Source organism: Undibacterium sp. KW1 (assembly GCF_009937955.1).
In the GTDB taxonomy this organism is placed as follows: domain Bacteria; phylum Pseudomonadota; class Gammaproteobacteria; order Burkholderiales; family Burkholderiaceae_D; genus Undibacterium.
On the sequence record NZ_AP018439.1, the window covers coordinates 3,079,050 to 3,095,309 of the forward strand.

The 16,260-nt window shown below is 49.1% G+C and carries 17 protein-coding genes; 7 read left to right on the plus strand and 10 right to left on the minus strand.

Going from position 1 to position 16,260, the window contains the following annotated elements; all coding sequences use genetic code 11:
- Window positions 1-11: 11 nt before the first annotated feature.
- Entirely contained in the window at window positions 12-1,403 is a 1,392-nt protein-coding gene (tilS, locus tag UNDKW_RS13845) for a tRNA lysidine(34) synthetase TilS (protein WP_162059164.1), read from the minus strand.
- Window positions 1,400-2,374, minus strand: coding sequence for an acetyl-CoA carboxylase carboxyltransferase subunit alpha (locus UNDKW_RS13850; protein WP_162041616.1), 975 nt, complete (start codon window positions 2,372-2,374; stop codon window positions 1,400-1,402). The genes tilS and UNDKW_RS13850 overlap by 4 nt, the downstream gene beginning before the upstream one ends.
- Before the next feature lie 489 nt (window positions 2,375-2,863).
- Between UNDKW_RS13850 and UNDKW_RS13855 the strand changes: the two genes are divergently transcribed.
- From UNDKW_RS13855 to UNDKW_RS13875, 5 genes are all read left to right on the plus strand, one after another.
- On the plus strand, window positions 2,864-3,886 hold the full coding sequence (locus tag UNDKW_RS13855) for a tetratricopeptide repeat protein (RefSeq protein ID WP_162059165.1): 1,023 nt from the start codon (window positions 2,864-2,866) through the stop codon (window positions 3,884-3,886).
- A gap of 92 nt (window positions 3,887-3,978) precedes the next feature.
- Window positions 3,979-5,154: a murein L,D-transpeptidase family protein gene (locus UNDKW_RS13860; protein ID WP_162059166.1), complete on the plus strand. Its 1,176-nt coding sequence runs from the start codon at window positions 3,979-3,981 to the stop codon at window positions 5,152-5,154.
- 52 nt (window positions 5,155-5,206) lie between these two features.
- A complete protein-coding gene (locus UNDKW_RS13865) occupies window positions 5,207-5,878 on the plus strand; it encodes a peptidylprolyl isomerase (protein ID WP_162041619.1) in 672 nt (223 codons plus the stop codon).
- Between the two features lie 35 nt (window positions 5,879-5,913).
- A complete protein-coding gene (locus UNDKW_RS13870; protein WP_162041620.1) occupies window positions 5,914-6,402 on the plus strand; it encodes a peptidylprolyl isomerase in 489 nt (162 codons plus the stop codon).
- Between the two features lie 27 nt (window positions 6,403-6,429).
- Complete coding sequence (locus UNDKW_RS13875) at window positions 6,430-7,215, plus strand: UDP-2,3-diacylglucosamine diphosphatase (RefSeq protein WP_162059167.1); 786 nt, start codon at window positions 6,430-6,432, stop codon at window positions 7,213-7,215.
- Window positions 7,216-7,250: 35 nt separating this feature from the next.
- Here the strand turns inward: UNDKW_RS13875 and UNDKW_RS13880 are convergent, their stop codons facing one another.
- Window positions 7,251-7,943, minus strand: a complete 693-nt coding sequence (locus UNDKW_RS13880; protein WP_162059168.1) for an ABC transporter ATP-binding protein — start codon at window positions 7,941-7,943, stop codon at window positions 7,251-7,253.
- Window positions 7,944-8,010: 67 nt separating this feature from the next.
- Here UNDKW_RS13880 and UNDKW_RS13885 point away from each other — a divergent pair, with 67 nt between their 5' ends.
- Both UNDKW_RS13885 and mnmH read left to right on the plus strand, forming a co-directional pair.
- Window positions 8,011-8,625: an arylesterase gene (locus tag UNDKW_RS13885; protein WP_162061934.1), complete on the plus strand. Its 615-nt coding sequence runs from the start codon at window positions 8,011-8,013 to the stop codon at window positions 8,623-8,625.
- Window positions 8,626-8,629: 4 nt separating this feature from the next.
- Window positions 8,630-9,712 (plus strand): tRNA 2-selenouridine(34) synthase MnmH, encoded by a 1,083-nt coding sequence (mnmH, locus tag UNDKW_RS13890; protein WP_162059169.1) that lies wholly within the window; start codon window positions 8,630-8,632, stop codon window positions 9,710-9,712.
- Window positions 9,713-9,726: 14 nt separating this feature from the next.
- Here the strand turns inward: mnmH and ccoS are convergent, their stop codons facing one another.
- From ccoS to UNDKW_RS13925, 7 genes are all read right to left on the minus strand, one after another.
- Window positions 9,727-9,870: a cbb3-type cytochrome oxidase assembly protein CcoS gene (gene ccoS, locus UNDKW_RS13895; RefSeq protein WP_162041624.1), complete on the minus strand. Its 144-nt coding sequence runs from the start codon at window positions 9,868-9,870 to the stop codon at window positions 9,727-9,729.
- Between the two features lie 23 nt (window positions 9,871-9,893).
- Entirely contained in the window at window positions 9,894-12,140 is a 2,247-nt protein-coding gene (locus UNDKW_RS13900; RefSeq protein ID WP_162059170.1) for a cation-translocating P-type ATPase, read from the minus strand.
- Between the two features lie 4 nt (window positions 12,141-12,144).
- A complete protein-coding gene (locus UNDKW_RS13905) occupies window positions 12,145-12,387 on the minus strand; it encodes a heavy metal translocating P-type ATPase metal-binding domain-containing protein (protein WP_162059171.1) in 243 nt (80 codons plus the stop codon).
- 449 nt (window positions 12,388-12,836) lie between these two features.
- Window positions 12,837-13,835 (minus strand): S49 family peptidase, encoded by a 999-nt coding sequence (locus UNDKW_RS13910; protein ID WP_370529134.1) that lies wholly within the window; start codon window positions 13,833-13,835, stop codon window positions 12,837-12,839.
- Entirely contained in the window at window positions 13,835-14,200 is a 366-nt protein-coding gene (locus tag UNDKW_RS13915; protein ID WP_162041628.1) for a Rieske (2Fe-2S) protein, read from the minus strand. Before UNDKW_RS13915 ends, UNDKW_RS13910 begins: the two co-directional genes overlap by 1 nt.
- A gap of 27 nt (window positions 14,201-14,227) precedes the next feature.
- On the minus strand, window positions 14,228-14,887 hold the full coding sequence (locus UNDKW_RS13920) for an HAD-IIIA family hydrolase (protein ID WP_162041629.1): 660 nt from the start codon (window positions 14,885-14,887) through the stop codon (window positions 14,228-14,230).
- A gap of 101 nt (window positions 14,888-14,988) precedes the next feature.
- Complete coding sequence (locus UNDKW_RS13925) at window positions 14,989-15,996, minus strand: RluA family pseudouridine synthase (protein ID WP_162059173.1); 1,008 nt, start codon at window positions 15,994-15,996, stop codon at window positions 14,989-14,991.
- Between the last annotated feature and the right edge of the window lie 264 nt (window positions 15,997-16,260).

Below are 16,260 nucleotides of genomic sequence, written 5' to 3' on the forward strand. Positions count from 1 at the left end.
CAACACTTAATTTAATCAAAAACCCAGCGCAAGGAAATGCAGGCGGCCAAGCCATCCTGGCAAAACCGACTCTGCATACCAACTCCGGCGGCAAATAATAAATCGCGGCCAACAGAAACATAAGGCAGGCGCTCCCTTTGCCAGAAAGGTATCTGCAAGGACTGATAATGGCTCTTCATGTCGCGGGTAGGCCGGTTTTCGGCAAGTTTAAGGCGCTCTCCTCCCCTGCGCAAATGCATGGTCAGCGACTGCTGCTTTAACCAGGAGGCATCCAGCCCATACTCAGCCGCATCAAAATACAGGCGGCCAGCAAACGCTGGGAAATGAATATGATCCTGCCCTTCCCAGACAAACTCCCGCAACTGGTCTTGCTCTGACACTCTCGTATTTTGCGCAGACAAATAGACGATGCTTTTATAGCGATGTATGGCGACAGTATCATGGTGTACCGTAATACGCGCATCTTCACGCCCCTCAAATAGCTGGCTTTGCATTTCCTTCAGACGTGAAGTCGTAGGCATGCGTACGCCAGCCCTTGAAAACCAGTAACGGAACAAATTATCCCTGCGCGCAGGACTCAACGCACGCATGGCAGCAATGCCCAGTCCAGCATCAGTAGAGCAACTGGCGAAATCCTGCTGAGCGACTTCAAGCATCAAATCTTGCGCAGCCTGAAAATGCGTAGCCGAACGGGCTATCCGTTCCGAGTAACCCGGTGACAGGGTGTCAAGTACCGGCATGACGCTATGGCGTATGGCATTGCGCAGATAGCGCTGGTCAGTATTTGATTCATCTTCTATATAACGCAGGCCTCGCTGACTTGCATAGGCCTCCAGCGTTGCCCGCTTTTCAGACAACAATGGCCGCCCCAGCATGACCTGGTCATGACCAAACAGATTAGGCGCACGATGACAAGCATCCATGCCTGACATGCCGGCCACTCCGCTGCCACGCAGCAATTGCAACAACAGGGTTTCTGCCTGATCATCCTGATGATGGGCTGCCAGAATCAAGGGGATGCCTGTATCTTTCGCCATTCGCCCCAAAGCTTCATAGCGCCCCTTGCGAGCAGAAGCCTCGACACCATCACCGCTGTCGCGGGCAACCTGAATACGTTGAGCATGAAAGCCGACTTCACCTGAAACGCATATAGCCCGGCAATGATCTAGCCAGGCATCTGCATTCGGGCTCAAACCATGATGGATGTGAAAAGCATGCAGTGAGATTTTGGCACGACGGCAATAATTGATTGCCAGGTCAAGCAAGACCGTAGAATCCAGACCGCCGCTATAGCCTACAGCGAGGCCATTTTGCAGATTTCCTTCACAGCAATCAGCAATAATGGCATCGAGTTTCTTTGAGAATGTTTGCTCAAGACTGGAGCAATGTTGATCTGGCCTCATTCAGCAAGTTTCGTTTCCTTAAACTTGCCATAGCTCATTAATTTTTCATGACGTGCTGCCAGCAAGTCCTTGGTTTTGACGCCCTGGAACTGACGCAGGGTATCAGCCAAAGCACGTTTTACCAGTGCACACATTTGTTTTGGATCCCTGTGGGCTCCACCCAGAGGTTCATTGATGATCTTGTCTATCAGGCCCATGGCTTTGAGCCTGTGGGCAGTCAAGCCCAATGCTTCGGCAGCATCAGAGGCACGGTCAGATGTCTTCCACAGGATGGAGGCACAACCTTCAGGGGAAATGACGGAGTAAGTCGCATATTGCAACATCAAAACGGCATCGCCAACTGCCAGCGCCAGCGCACCACCAGAACCACCCTCACCAATAATCGTCGTAATCAGTGGCACTTTAAGCTCTGCCATAACATACAGGTTGTGGCCGATAGCCTCTGACTGGCCGCGCTCTTCTGCATCTATACCTGGCCAGGCACCTGTAGTATCTACAAACGTGAACACTGGGATATCAAATTTCTCAGCCAACTTCATCAGGCGCATGGCCTTGCGATAGCCTTCGGGCTTGGGCATACCAAAATTGCGCAGGGCGCGCTCTTTGGTGTCACGACCTTTTTGATGGCCCATAACCATACATGCCTGACCATTAAACCTGGCCAGACCGCCAACGATGGACTGGTCATCAGAAAAGCTGCGGTCGCCATGCAACTCGTGGAAGTCCGTAAACATCTGGTTGATGTAGTCCATGGTATATGGACGCTGGGGATGGCGGGAAATCTGCGACACTTGCCATGGGGTCAACTTGGCGTAAATATCCTTCGTCAACATCTGGCTTTTCTTCGACAGTCTGTCTATTTCTTCAGAAATATCGACTGCGGAATCATCCTGAACAAAACGCAGCTCTTCTATTTTTGTTTCCAGTTCTGCAATTGATTGTTCAAAATTTAAAAATGTCGTTTTAGTCATCGTGCCTCCTTAACATCACACGAGTTGATAAAAAAATCCAATTTCATTCTGGCGCGGGCGCAATGTTTAATTGAATAAAGTGTCGCTTTGCCAAGCGTACAAAAGAACCATTTAAATGATTTTTTGCAAAATTCATAAGCCTGCATATTGGACATATTGTCCTGACGGAGCAGATTAGATATCAAAACTGGTCTTGCTGTCCAGTGTTCAGCACTTTTTGTCCGGGCAAAGGCTGCCAAAAACCCTCTTAAAAAACGCCTGAATCAGTTAAATTCATTGGCAACATTCGCCCTGCAACAAGCAGAAAACCATAGAATCTGATGCATCCGGAAAATAAAGAGGGACCAAAGTGCTGCTTCCTTGTCAAAGTAATTGTCAAACACCCATAGCCAGCAACTTATTTGATAAGATGGCGCTTTGCTTAAAAGTCAGTATACCATTGCAGCTTACATGTTCTGCCAAACTCCTATAAATCCAAGACCGAACACCATGCGCCAGATTTTAAAGAATGTTCTTACCCTATCCAGCCTGTCATTGCTGTTGATGTCCGCGCATGTCAGGGCAGATGATGCTGCCGACGTTGGCAAATTACTCAGATCTGGTCAGGTAAGCGAGGCCTTGCAAAAAGTCGAGGCTGCCCTGGCGCAACGCCCCAAGGACGCGCAAATGCGTTTTCTGAAGGGATTGATACTGACAGAACAGAATAAATCCGCTGAAGCCATCACCGTTTTCTCAAAATTGACTGACGATTACCCGGAATTGCCCGAGCCTTACAACAACCTGGCCGTCCTGTATGCCTCGTCAGGTCAATATGACAAGGCCCGCGCGGCCCTTGAAATGGCCATCAGGACCAACCCGACTTATGGTACTGCCCACGAAAACCTAGGTGATGTGTACGCAAAACTGGCGAGCCAGGCCTATGACAAGGCCCTGCAACTTGATGCCGGCAATAATACTGCCAAGTTAAAACTGACCCTGGTCAAAAATCTGGTGGGCAATACTACCGGTGGCACCAATCCTAAAACTGCCATGGCATCCCAGGCTGCTGCCAGCACAGCCACCCAGGCCAAGACCAGCGCTGCCACAGTTGCGGCTGCAAAACCCGAAGCAGAAACAGCCAAACCAGAACCAAAATCCAAACCGGCACCTGCGACCACAGCTTCTGGCGACAAGTCAGAAGACGATGTGCTCAAAGCGGTAGAAAACTGGGCCAAGGCCTGGAGCAGCAAAGACACCAATGCCTATCTGGGGCATTATGCAAAAGACTTCCAGACACCCAAGGGCGAATCCTATAAAGCCTGGGCAGAAGAACGCCGCAACAGGATAGAAGGCAAAGGCCGTATCAATGTCAAAATTGAATCGACCAAGATCGATGTCGATGGCAATACCGCGACAGTCAAGTTCCGCCAGATATATACTTCTGACCAGTTGACTGCCAACAGCCGCAAAACCTTGCACATGGTGAAGCAGGATGGCAAGTGGCAGATCAAACAGGAGCGTGCGGGTAGCTAATGTTTTTCGCTGTCAATTCTGATGTTCCGGCCACATGCTCAGCCGGAAAATCACGCATTTTTGCTGTTCTTGCACTGACATGCCTGGCGTACATGGTTACGCCGCTGCAAGTCATGGCCAAGTCACGCCCCAATAAAGTTGCTCCGGCCGAGATTAATCCGAATGCCCCTGATCCAGACGCCCTGTTAATCGAGGTTTACAAAAACCTGGCGGCAAATAATCTGCAACAGGCGCAAACCAAGATTGATGCGCTGGTAGAAGCCTACCCACACTTCCAGCTGGCACACCTGATACAGGGCGACCTGCTGCTGATGCACACCCGCCCGGTACGCAGTTTTGGTGTCGGTGCCCTGACCCAGCCTGATAAACTGAAAGACTTGAGAGATGAGGCTGCGGCGCGCATACGCTCTTACCGCGAACGCCCCGCTCCCGACCTGATCCCCAGAGCCATCCTGCAACTGCGGGACGACCAGAAACAGGCCATCGTCGTCGATGCAAAAAAGTCCCGTTTATATGTATATGAGAATGCCGCAGGGCAGCCACGCCTGATCAATGACTTCTACATCAGCCAGGGGAAATTTGGCATCAACAAGCTCAAGGAAGGTGATCAAAAAACACCTATAGGCGTTTATTACATCACCAGCCGCCTGGCTGGCACCAAACTGCCGAGCTTTTATGGCCCCGGCGCTCTGCCCTTGAATTATCCAAATGAATGGGACAAATTCAATGGTCGCAATGGCTCCGGCATCTGGTTGCATGGCATGCCGCCTGAAAGCTTCAGCCGGCCTCCTCTGGCCTCTGATGGCTGTGTGGTGTTGACGAATCCGGATTTTTTAAAAATCTCGTCCATGGTCGATATAGGTAAAACACCCGTCATCATCAGTGAGCAAGTAGAATTTGTCAGCCGCAATAAATGGATATTGGACAGAAACTTTGCCGAAAAACTGCTGGATGACTGGCGCCTGGACATGCAAAGCCAGAATGCCAACCGCATTCTGACAAACTATTCACGCAATTTCAAAACCACTCAGGGCGATAATCTGAATACCTGGTTTCCCAAACAGCAGCAAAGCTGGGATAACTGGCATAATCCTGCTATTAAATTAAAAGACGTCACCCATTTCCGCTATCCCGGCAAAGATGAGCTGATAGTCAGCACCTTTACCCAGGAAACCAGCAATGGGAAAAGCAAAGCGGCTGTTCGTAAGCGTCAGTACTGGATGAAAGAAGCTGCCAGATGGCGCATAATTTACGAAACAACGGTGTGAGCCTTGTCGATTTGACCTATTTGCTACTATTTAATTCATCAACCTATAACGTATGCTGAATATGAAAATTTCAAAATCCGGATTGAGCAGTGTATTGCTGGGCACCTGCCTGATGATGGCGAGCGCTTTTAGTTTTGCCGAAGGGCAACCTAAAGTTTCCCTGAAAACCAATATGGGTGAAATCGTTATTGAGCTTTATCCGGAAGCTGCCCCGAAGACTGTAGATAACTTCTTGAAATATGTCAAAAGTGGTCATTACAAAGGGACGATTTTTCATCGCGTCATTGATAACTTCATGATACAGGGCGGCGGTTACGACAAGGACATGAAAGAGAAGCCGACAAATAAACCGGTACCGCTGGAAGCACGCGAAGCATTGGAACATGGCTTGAAAAATGATCTGGGTGTAGTTGCCATGGCCCGTACGCAAGACCCTAACTCTGCCAGTGCGCAGTTTTTTATCAATGTTAAAGATAATGACTTCCTGAATCACCAGGTGTTGCCAGAAGGTGATCCGGTCGAGTTCCAGTACCGTGGCAATACCGTCACTGAGAGACGCGCCCGCGCACTGGCAATGACTGCTGGCTATACGCCCTTTGGCAAAGTCATCAAGGGCATGGAAGTCGTAGAAAAAATCAAAGTGGTAGAAACTGGTGAAGCTAAAATGATGCAAAATGTACCAAACAAACCAGTTATCATCCAATCCGCTACCTTGTTAAAATAAGCAAATCATTAAACTTTTTAAAATGAAGGACTATCATGGCCGTTATTCTGACCACCAACTTCGGTGACATCAAGATTGAACTGAACGAAGAAAAAGCTCCAAAAACTGTTGCCAATTTCCTGGCCTATGTTGAATCTGGTCACTACAACGGCACGATTTTCCATCGCGTGATTGACGGTTTCATGATACAAGGCGGCGGTTTTGAGCCAGGCATGAACCAAAAATCCACCAATGCGCCTATCGAAAATGAAGCCAAGAATGGCTTGAAAAACGAGCGTTATGCATTGGCCATGGCACGTACTGGCGACCCGCACTCAGCTTCTGCACAGTTCTTCATCAACACGGCTAACAATAGCTTCCTTGATTATCCAGGTCAGGACGGCTGGGGTTACTGCGTATTTGGCAAAGTCGTCGAAGGCACAGATGTTGTTGATAAAATCAAAGGCGTTAAAACTACACGCACTGGCATGTTCCAGGACGTACCGGTAGAAAACGTCGTGATCGAAAAAACACAGATCGTTTAATCGCCTACGCTCTCACTACCCTATTTCATGATCGCAGACCACAACGCGAATCAGACAAAAGCGCAACCTGAACTGGTTGCGCTTTTTGTTTCTGACACACACTTAAATCCTGCCCTGCCCCTCACCACAGTGGCGTTCCTGAGTTTTCTTAAAAAACAGGCGGTGCAGGCCAAGGCCCTGTATTTGCTGGGTGACTTGTTTGAATACTGGGTGGGCGACGACAATATCGACGATCCCTATAATGCATCCATAGTCCATGCACTGCGCAAAGTCCATGATCAGGGCGTACAACTGTACTGGATAGCAGGTAACCGTGACTTTTTGATAGGTCACGATTTTTCTGCAGCGACAGGTGCAGTGCTATTGGAAGACCCCACTGTCATTGATTTGACTGGAAAAAAAGTAGTGATTGCTCATGGCGATGCACAATGCACAGATGACCACGCTTACATGAAATTTCGTGCGCAAGTGCGGCAAGCGGAGTGGCAAAAGACTTTCCTGGCCATGCCGCTTGATCAGCGCAAAAAAATCATTGAAGGCTTACGCACCGAAAGCAAGATGGAACAAAAACAGAAATCTGTCGCCATCATGGATGTCAATGCAGATGCGATCGCAGCATTGTTCCAGCAAACAGGTACCAGCACCATGATACATGGTCACACCCACAGGCCAGCCATACATAGTAGCGGCGAAAAAACCCGATATGTATTGCCAGATTGGGATTGTGAGGACCAAGACAAGCGAGGCGGCTGGCTCGCAGCTTACAGCGATGGCAGCATCAAGACTTATAGCTGGGATGGGACCCTGAAATAAATCTTTACATAAATGCTTAGATAAATCCTAAGCCATCAGGCGTTTAAAGTGTCCGAGCGCAAATGACCCGCACTGATGGTCAGGACTCTGCCGCATCTCGCTGCAATCGAAAGATCATGCGTGACCAGCACCAGGGTTGAGCCACGCTCACGATTCAACGTAAACATCAGGTTGATAATCGCTTCGCCAGTGGCAGCATCCAAACTGCCGGTAGGCTCATCAGCAAACAGTAAAGGTGGCTCGGTCACGAAAGCGCGCGCCAGTGCCACCCTTTGCTGTTCACCACCGGATAAAAACTTGGGATAATGCCTGAGACGGGAACCGAGTCCGACATGCTCCAGCATTTTTTCTGCCTTGGCACGTGCCTGCTTGTCACCACGCAATTCCAGTGGCAGCATGACATTTTCCAGCGCATTCAGGTGCATCAATAACTGAAAGGACTGGAATACAAAACCCAGGTTTTCCTTGCGAAATTGTGCCCTGCCATCCTCGGTCAAATCAAAAATATCCACGCCATCTAGCAAGACCTTGCCTTCTGTTGGCGTATCCAGACCAGCCAGGATGCCCAGCAGGGTCGATTTACCGGAACCAGAAGCGCCAACAATTGCAAGCGTCTGCCCGGCTTGCGCGGTAAAATCTATACCATTCAGGATACTGAGTTCGCCCATGGCGTCCGCTACGCGCTTGCTCAGGTGCTTTACTTCTATTGCCGCTTTGTTTGATTCCATAAGGTCTTTGCGTATGCTATTTTCTCAATTGTCAGGTCACGTCAGCAGGCTATCGAAACAAGTCCTGATGTTTGTGATGTTTGCCGTCTTTACTGTATTCACATTCACTACATTACCTGCTTATTCTGCATCAAAAACCATACTCGTGCTCGGCGACAGTTTATCAGCCGAATATGGCCTGGCACGCGGCAAAGGCTGGGTAACACTGCTGGAACAAGGATTGCAGCAAAAAAAAATACCTGCCACAGTCATCAACGCCAGCATCAGTGGTGACACCACCAGTGGCGGCAAAGCCAGGTTAGGCACTCTGCTGGAAAAGCATCATCCAGATGTCGTTATCATCGAGCTTGGTGGCAATGATGCCCTGCGTGGTCTATCACTTAAGGCCTCTGAAGATAATTTCAAGGCCATGATAGACATGGTAAAGGCGCAGCATAGTAAAGTTTTGTTGGCAGGAATGAGGATACCGCCCAATTATGGGCCAGATTATTCTGAACGCTTCTTTTTCATGTATGGAAAACTCGCGAAAGCCAACAAGATTGCCTTAGTCCCATTTCTGCTGGAAGGCATAGCAGAAAAAGAAAGCCTGTTCCAGCCTGACCGCATCCACCCGATTGCAGAAGCACACCCGGCCATACTCAATAATGTCTGGCCGCATTTGCTGCCATTGCTCGGCAAATGACACCATGAAATATCCCGAACTACTGGATTTTCCAGAGGTATTCCAGCAAAGGTCAAAGTTTGACACCATTATCGACGTCCGCAGCCCGGCTGAGTTTGCCGAAGACCATATTGCTGGCGCCATCAATTGTCCGGCACTCAACAATGAAGAGCGCATAGTTGTTGGCACCATGTACAAGCAAGTCGGCTCATTCGAAGCCAAGCGCCTGGGTGCGGCCCTGGTAGCCAAAAACATAGGTCATCACATAGAAAACCTGTTCCAGGACAAACCACGCGACTGGAAACCATTGATTTATTGCTGGCGCGGTGGCAACCGCAGTGGCTCCATGGCGCATATCTTTGCAAAAATCGGCTGGCCAGTGACACAACTAAATGGGGGTTACAAAGCCTACCGGCAGTTTGTAAATCAAAGCATCAGCACTATGCCCGCTCAATTCAACTGGCAAGTTTTATGCGGCCCAACCGGTAGCGGTAAAAGCCGCTGTCTGCACACCCTCACCAGGCTGGGTGCACAAGTACTGGATCTGGAACAACTGGCCAATCATCGCGGCTCAGTGTTGGGTGACATCCCTGGGCAAGCACAAGCTTCGCAAAAAAAATTCGAGAGCCTGATTTTTGAGCAGCTACAACGATTTGATCAGCAAAAAATGATTTTCGTTGAAGCAGAAAGCAAGAAAATTGGCAGACTCAGGGTGCCGGAGAGCCTCATGCATGCCATGCGCGCCTCGCCCTGCGTTCAACTTTGCCTGCCCATGGAAAAACGTGTAGGGCTATTGGTGGAAGAATATGCGCACTTCATACGCAATGCAGAAAGCCTGGGGCAACAACTGGACTTTCTGGCCCCTTTGCATGGCAAGGAAAAAATTTCCCGCTGGAGGCAAATGGCAGAATGCGGCAAACTCACTGAGTTGGTCAAAGAACTGCTGGAACAACATTATGACCCTGCCTATAGCAAGTCAATTGCAAGAAACTTTGCTGGATATGCTAACGCAAGACGCATTGTTCAAAACGATATAAACGAATCAGATTTTCTTGAATCTGCACACCAGATATTGCCTCTGGCAAACCCAGGCATGAATGGCGTTTAAGCATAGCCGCAGGTTCAGCCATCAACGTCATCGACAATTCTTTGCCCTTCATCTTCCAGGCCATCGAATTGGCGGTGATTGACTGCCCACCAGAATACCGCACCTATGGCGAACACCAGCACCAGACTCAATGGTATCAGCAAATAAAGTATATCCATAATTTCCTGTGTCAGTCTTTTTATCAGTCCTGCATCAGATACACGGGTTGCGGCAATAAATAAAGACGCAGCGCATTTAACACAACGATCAGCGAACTCAGCGACATACCCAGGGCTGCATGCCAGGGTTCAAGCCAGCCGCACATGGCCGCCGGTATGGCCAACAGATTATAAAACACAGCCCAGGCAAGATTTTCCCGTATCAGTCTATAAGACTTGGCAGCCACCGTCATGCCAAAATCCAGGTCCAGCAGACGATTCGACATCAGCAATACATCACTGCGTGATTGGGAAATAGGTGCGCCCTGTCCCATTGCCACCGACACGTCTGCCAGCGCCAGCACCGGGCCATCATTCATGCCATCGCCAACCATGACTACTGTAGCGCCATTGGTCTGGAGTTTTTGTACTATCTCATATTTGCCTGAAGGGCTCAGTCCTGAGTATGCATCCTGAATATCGCATTGCTTAGCAATTTTATTGACCACATCTTTCCTGTCGCCAGACAGGAGCATGATTTTCTTGCCCTTGCCTTTCAGGTTCCTGATCGCTTCTGCCGCATCTTCACGCAATATGTCGTCGAGTGCAAACCAGATGAGATTACCACGCCTGCTCGCCAGCACGCTCAGCGTGCGCCCGGTAAAGCGCTCAGGAACACAGATATCATGAGCATGTACGCCGCTGGCAAACTCCACACTACCGAGGCGATATACTTCATCTTCGAATTCAGCTTCTATGCCACCACCGGGGACTTCCCTGACGTTGACCAGGTCAACAATATCCTGAGGCACGGCATTTTGCGCAAGGTAGTCAGCTATCGCCCGGGCTACAGGATGCGCAGACTGGCAGGACAACGCCATCGCAATTGCGACGCTCCCGCCCTCTTCATCTGTATTTAGCATTTCCATGACCTGCAATTTGCCCATGGTCAATGTACCAGTTTTATCAAAGACGATATGGGTGGCATTCGCCATGGCTTGTATGGCTTTTGATTTCGCCATCAATACACCATTTTTTGCCAGAATACCGATGGCAGCAGACATGACACCCGGCGTTGCGAGAGACAAGGCGCAGGGGCAGGTCACGACGATGATGCTGATGGCTATCCACAAGGCACGGCCAGCATCTATCTGCCACCAGACTATGCCGCTGACAAACGCCAGCAAAAGAATGATGATCAAAAAGCGGCTGGCATGTTTGTCAGCCAGCAAAACCAGTGGCGGTTTTTCCAGCGATGCAGACTCCATCATGCCTATCAATGCCGACAATTGCGTCGCTCCACCCACTTCTTTTGCCTGCATCACCAGAGCACCGTGAATATTCACTGAGCCCGCCAGCACATGGCTGCCCTTGGTTTTAGTGACGGGCAAAGACTCACCCGTCATCAAAGCCTCATCACAACTGCTGTCACCGGCGATCACCACGCCATCTGCTGGAATATGTTCGCCAGCAGCGACCATCAAATAATCACCTGCCTGCAAGGCAGATACATCGACAGTCTCAAGAGCTTGCTGCGGATAGGCCAGAAATCGCTGCGCCATTGCAGGTGACAATTGCGTCAAAATCCGCAATGCAGCGGTAGTGCGTTTCTGCACTTTTGATTCAATCAGGCGTGCCCCCAACAAGAGAAAAACAAACATGATGGCCGAATCAAAATACACGGCGCCACCATGAAAAGTTGCCCAGATACTGGCAAAGAAAGTCAGAAGTATCCCCAGGGAAACTGGCACATCCATACCTATGTGGCGATTTTTCAAATCGCGCCAGGCAGAAGAAAAGAAAGGCAAAGCAGAGAATCCGATCACGGGTACCGCTATGATCATGCTGGCTAGCTTCAGCAGCTTATCGACATCTGGTGTCAAGTCACCATCGACCTGAGGCACGGGCACCATGTAGGCAGGAAAGGCATACATCATCACCTGCATCATGGCAAAACCGGCGATAAACAGGCGCCACAGGGCACGTTTGTTTTCTTTTTGCTCTAGTTCATCTGGAGACTGACTGGCAGGTAAGGCACCGTATCCAAGATCGCTGATGGCAGCGAGGATACGTTTTAGCGTCAGCAAATTGCTATCCCAGGAAATATCGGCACGATGGCTTGCAGGATTGATTTTAAAAGAAGCGACCCCTGACAGTTGCCTGATGCGAAATTCTATCAATTGCACGCAGGCGGCACAGCGCATGCCTGAGAGGTTTAATTTCTCACTGACAAGCTGCGGCTGTTGATCTGCAATGTCCTGGGGTGCCACTGCCTTACCTGAATTTGCCATAGACTTACCCGACACTGACCTGGCCGACCTTATTTTGCATATATTCATCCACCAGTTTGTTTTGCTCCACGGCACGTAAAACCGCAAGGCAACCATGGCAGCATACTGGCTGCACGCGGCCATCGAACTGAGTAGTCAATGCATTGCTTTTGCGCATTTTTTCGCCGCAATGAAAACAGTCAATCTTCTCACTTCCTTTTATGGTGAAAAGTATGGTCTCAAAAAGAGATGAAAATACAAATGCCATGATGACTGTTCAGAGGAGTATAAGGATGAAACTGCCTTGATATTACAGGAGGAAAAGCAATGATACTTGACTCAAATCAAGTATCCCAGAGGAAAATGCGCATAAAAAAACGGTAGCGTTGCACTACCGTTTTTTTTACTTCATGGATGCTGTGTGGCTACTATTATTGCTGCTAACTTAGCGAGGGTTCTTAGAAACCTCAGGTCCGTCGTTCAAACGGATGGGCACTTCACAAATTGTAGACTATCCACTTCATTAATAACCGGCACACAAGACACCGGAGCTCAAATTCATTCCGCCTTGGATACAAAAAATATTTTGTATATCGACCTCCTTCTTTTGAACCAGTTACGCCCCTAATATATGCCAACTCAATAACGAGTGGAAGAAAAAAATAACTATGCAAGCAGCCAACAGGATTAACAAAATCAACCAAACAAATTAGCTAATTAGCGCATGCTGGGAGTATTTCCCTTTAATAAGGTAGTTGCCGCACTGCTACCGATGGAAGCACCAAATTTCTTCAGGACACGCTCAGGCAAACCTTCTTTTTGGGTGTAATCAACAATGTTTTCTACCTTGATGATATCGCGCGCCACAGAATCCACAGAGCCAAAATCATCTGCCAATCCCATTTGTACCGCTTTGCTGCCTATCCAGAATAAGCCAGAAAACATTTCCGGCGTTTCTTTCAAACGCTGACCGCGGCCAGCACGTACGGTATCGATGAATTGCTGATGGATTTCATTGAGCATGGTTTGTGAAAACGCTTTTTGCTTTTCTGTCTGTGGTGAAAACGGGTCCATGAAACCCTTGTTTTCACCTGCTGTCATGAGACGGCGCTCAACACCCAACTTGTCCATCAGACCGGTAAAGCCAAAGCCATCCATGAGCACGCCTATAGAACCAACCACACTGGCTTTATTGACGAAAATCTTATCTGCAGCCACGGCAATGTAATAGCCGCCTGAGGCACAAATCTCATCTACCACGACATACAGTTTTTTCTCTGGATATTCTTTGCGCAACCTGCCCATTTCATCATTGATCATGCCAGCCTGCACGGGACTGCCGCCGGGGCTATTGATACGAATAACAACTGCCACCGAACCCGGATCAGCAAATGCCCGGTTCAGTGCCGGTATCACTGCGTGTGCGCTACCCGAGCCTTCAGACTCTATGGTGCCGTCTATTTCTATCAGCGCGGTGTGATGTCCGAGATTTTCCATTTCACCCGTTGCATAATCGCTGAAATAGTAAAATGCGAATATCACTACCGACAGAAATGCGAACCTGAAAAAGATACTCCAGCGTCGGCGCAGGCGCTGTTCACGTAAGGAATCTGTTGCCAGTTTTTCTAAAAGCTGTCGTTCCCAGCCAGCTTCTTTTTTATCGCTTTCGCTCACTGGCGAACTCGGAAATTGCTCATTCATAATTTTTCCAGAAATCAGGCAATGACAGCTTGTATATAATCATCGGGATGCCAGTAAATCTGCCCTTCTTCTTCACTGACATGAATTTTTCGCAGGCGACCACCGCGACAAGGGCCGCCAGTACAATAGCCAGTATCTGGCTGGTAAATCGCGCCATGGGTTGCGCACATGATATATAGGCCGCTGGACTCCAGGAATTCGCCCGGATTCCAGTCCAGCTCCACTGGCACATGGGCGCAGCGGTTCAAATAGCCATGTACTGCACCATCATAGCGAATCACAAAACCGACAGCATCGTCACTGCCCGCAGTGACAGGAAAGCGCACGCCCTTGCCGCCTTCTATCAGTTCATCTGACTTACATACAGAAATTGCCGTCATCTCTACCTCTAATCTGCCTTTTGTGTTTCAGGCATTTTCACGCAACCATTCATGCAACTGCGCCACATCTTTTGCCGAAAACAGAGGCTGCATGTTTTTCAGGGCCAATACGTCGTGAGCACCATATTCAACAGCGATCGCGGCAGCACCGGCATTGTTGGCCATCTGCAAGTCGTGGGTGGTGTCACCTATCATGACAGTGCGGCGCATATCCTGCCCCAGTTCGCGCGTCAATTCCTGCAACATGGCGGGATGCGGTTTGGAAAATGTCTCATCGGAACAACGGGTTGCATCAAATATTGAGGTCAGTTTGGCGGTGTGCAAAGCGCGGCTCAGGCCAACCCTGCTGGCACCGGTTGCCACCGCAAGGAAATAACCTTCCTGCGCTAATTCAGCCAGCATTTCCCTGACGCCTTTAAATAAAGGCAATTCGTGATCTCTGGTCAGAAAATGGTGACGGAACCGCTCTATCACTCTTGGATACAGTTTGGGATCTATGCCCGGCATGGCGACCTGTATTGCTTCAGGCAAGGCCAATCCAATGACATACGATGCAATATCTTCTTTTGGAACAGGCAAACCAAGGTCTTTCGCTGCGGACTGCATACACTTGACGATGGCAGCGGTGCTGTCCATCAAGGTTCCGTCCCAGTCAAATACAATTAAATCGAATTGCTTTTTTGCCATATATTCAATAAACGCGCATGCATCAGCATGCGCGACATGTTTCTCATCAATAACGGCATCATACCATTACTAAACCATTAAGACTTTTCCTGACAAGGCTACTAAGCCAGGCTTTTCAGAAAATCTTCACATTCTTTGGGCAAGCCTGCGTTCACCGTCACGGTCTTGCCGGTTTCGGGATGAACAAAGCTGATCTGATGGGCATGCAGGAACATGCGTTTCAGAGCACCACGCCCTTCACCAGTCTTTAGCAAAGCACGATTCAGTGCAAAGTCACCATATTTATCGTCGCCGGCAATAGCAAAACCACTGGCTGACAAATGAACGCGAATTTGATGGGTGCGCCCGGTTTTCAGTTCGGCTTCGAGCAAGGCAAAATCGCGATATTTTTTTTGCAAAGTAAATACCGTATGCGAAGCCATACCATCGGCCTGCACCCGCACGCGGCGCTCACCTTCGGCTGTTGTGTATTTATGCAAAGCCAGCTTGACATGCTGGCGGGCATTCTTCCAGTCACCATGCACCAGGGTCAGGTAACGCTTGTCAGTAACACCGTCACGCATTTGCTCATGCAAATTTGTTAATGCGCTGCGTTTTTTTGCCAGCAAGAGTATGCCCGAGGTTTCCCTGTCCAGTCTGTGCACCAGCTCAAGAAACTTAGCATCCGGCCTTGATGCGCGCAATTGTTCAATCACGCCATAACTGACACCAGAGCCACCGTGTACTGCCACTCCTGCCGGTTTATTAATAATCAATAAATAATTATCTTCAAAGAGGATAGGGAATTCGTGTTTGGGAACGACCTGCTCGCTGACCTCTGCCATACGGATTGGCGGCACCCGGACCACATCCCCCTCCACCAAACGGTATAACTGGTCTATGCGCCCCTTGTTGACACGCACTTCACCAGAGCGCAAAACCCGGTAAACGTGACTTTTTGGTACGCCTTTACAGATGCGCAGCAAGAAATTATCGATGCGCTGCCCAGCCTCTTCTTCCGAGATCGTGAGCATCTGAACTTTGGGTTGGGAGGCCGAAGGCTGCTGAGGGGAAGGCTTTTCCATCTGAATTTGATGTGCTCCCCTATTATTTGTCGCTAAGTCCTTCATTTTGAATATATAATCATTTTCGCTTCAGCATTTAACGCTGTAAGCAGTGTAAGAGGAATAAACGCCTATTTTACACAGGGGCATGTCCATAAGCCTCGCCTGTTTGCAAATTTGATGGAAAAGATGTGTATGCAGCGTCATTTACAGGTCAAGGTAACCGCCAATTGTTGTTATCGGGCTTAGATAAGTGAAGTTGGATCAGAGAGTTTGAATTGTAAGGATATTAGTCTGGCAAGAGGCGCTGGTTTACATATTAAATCAGTG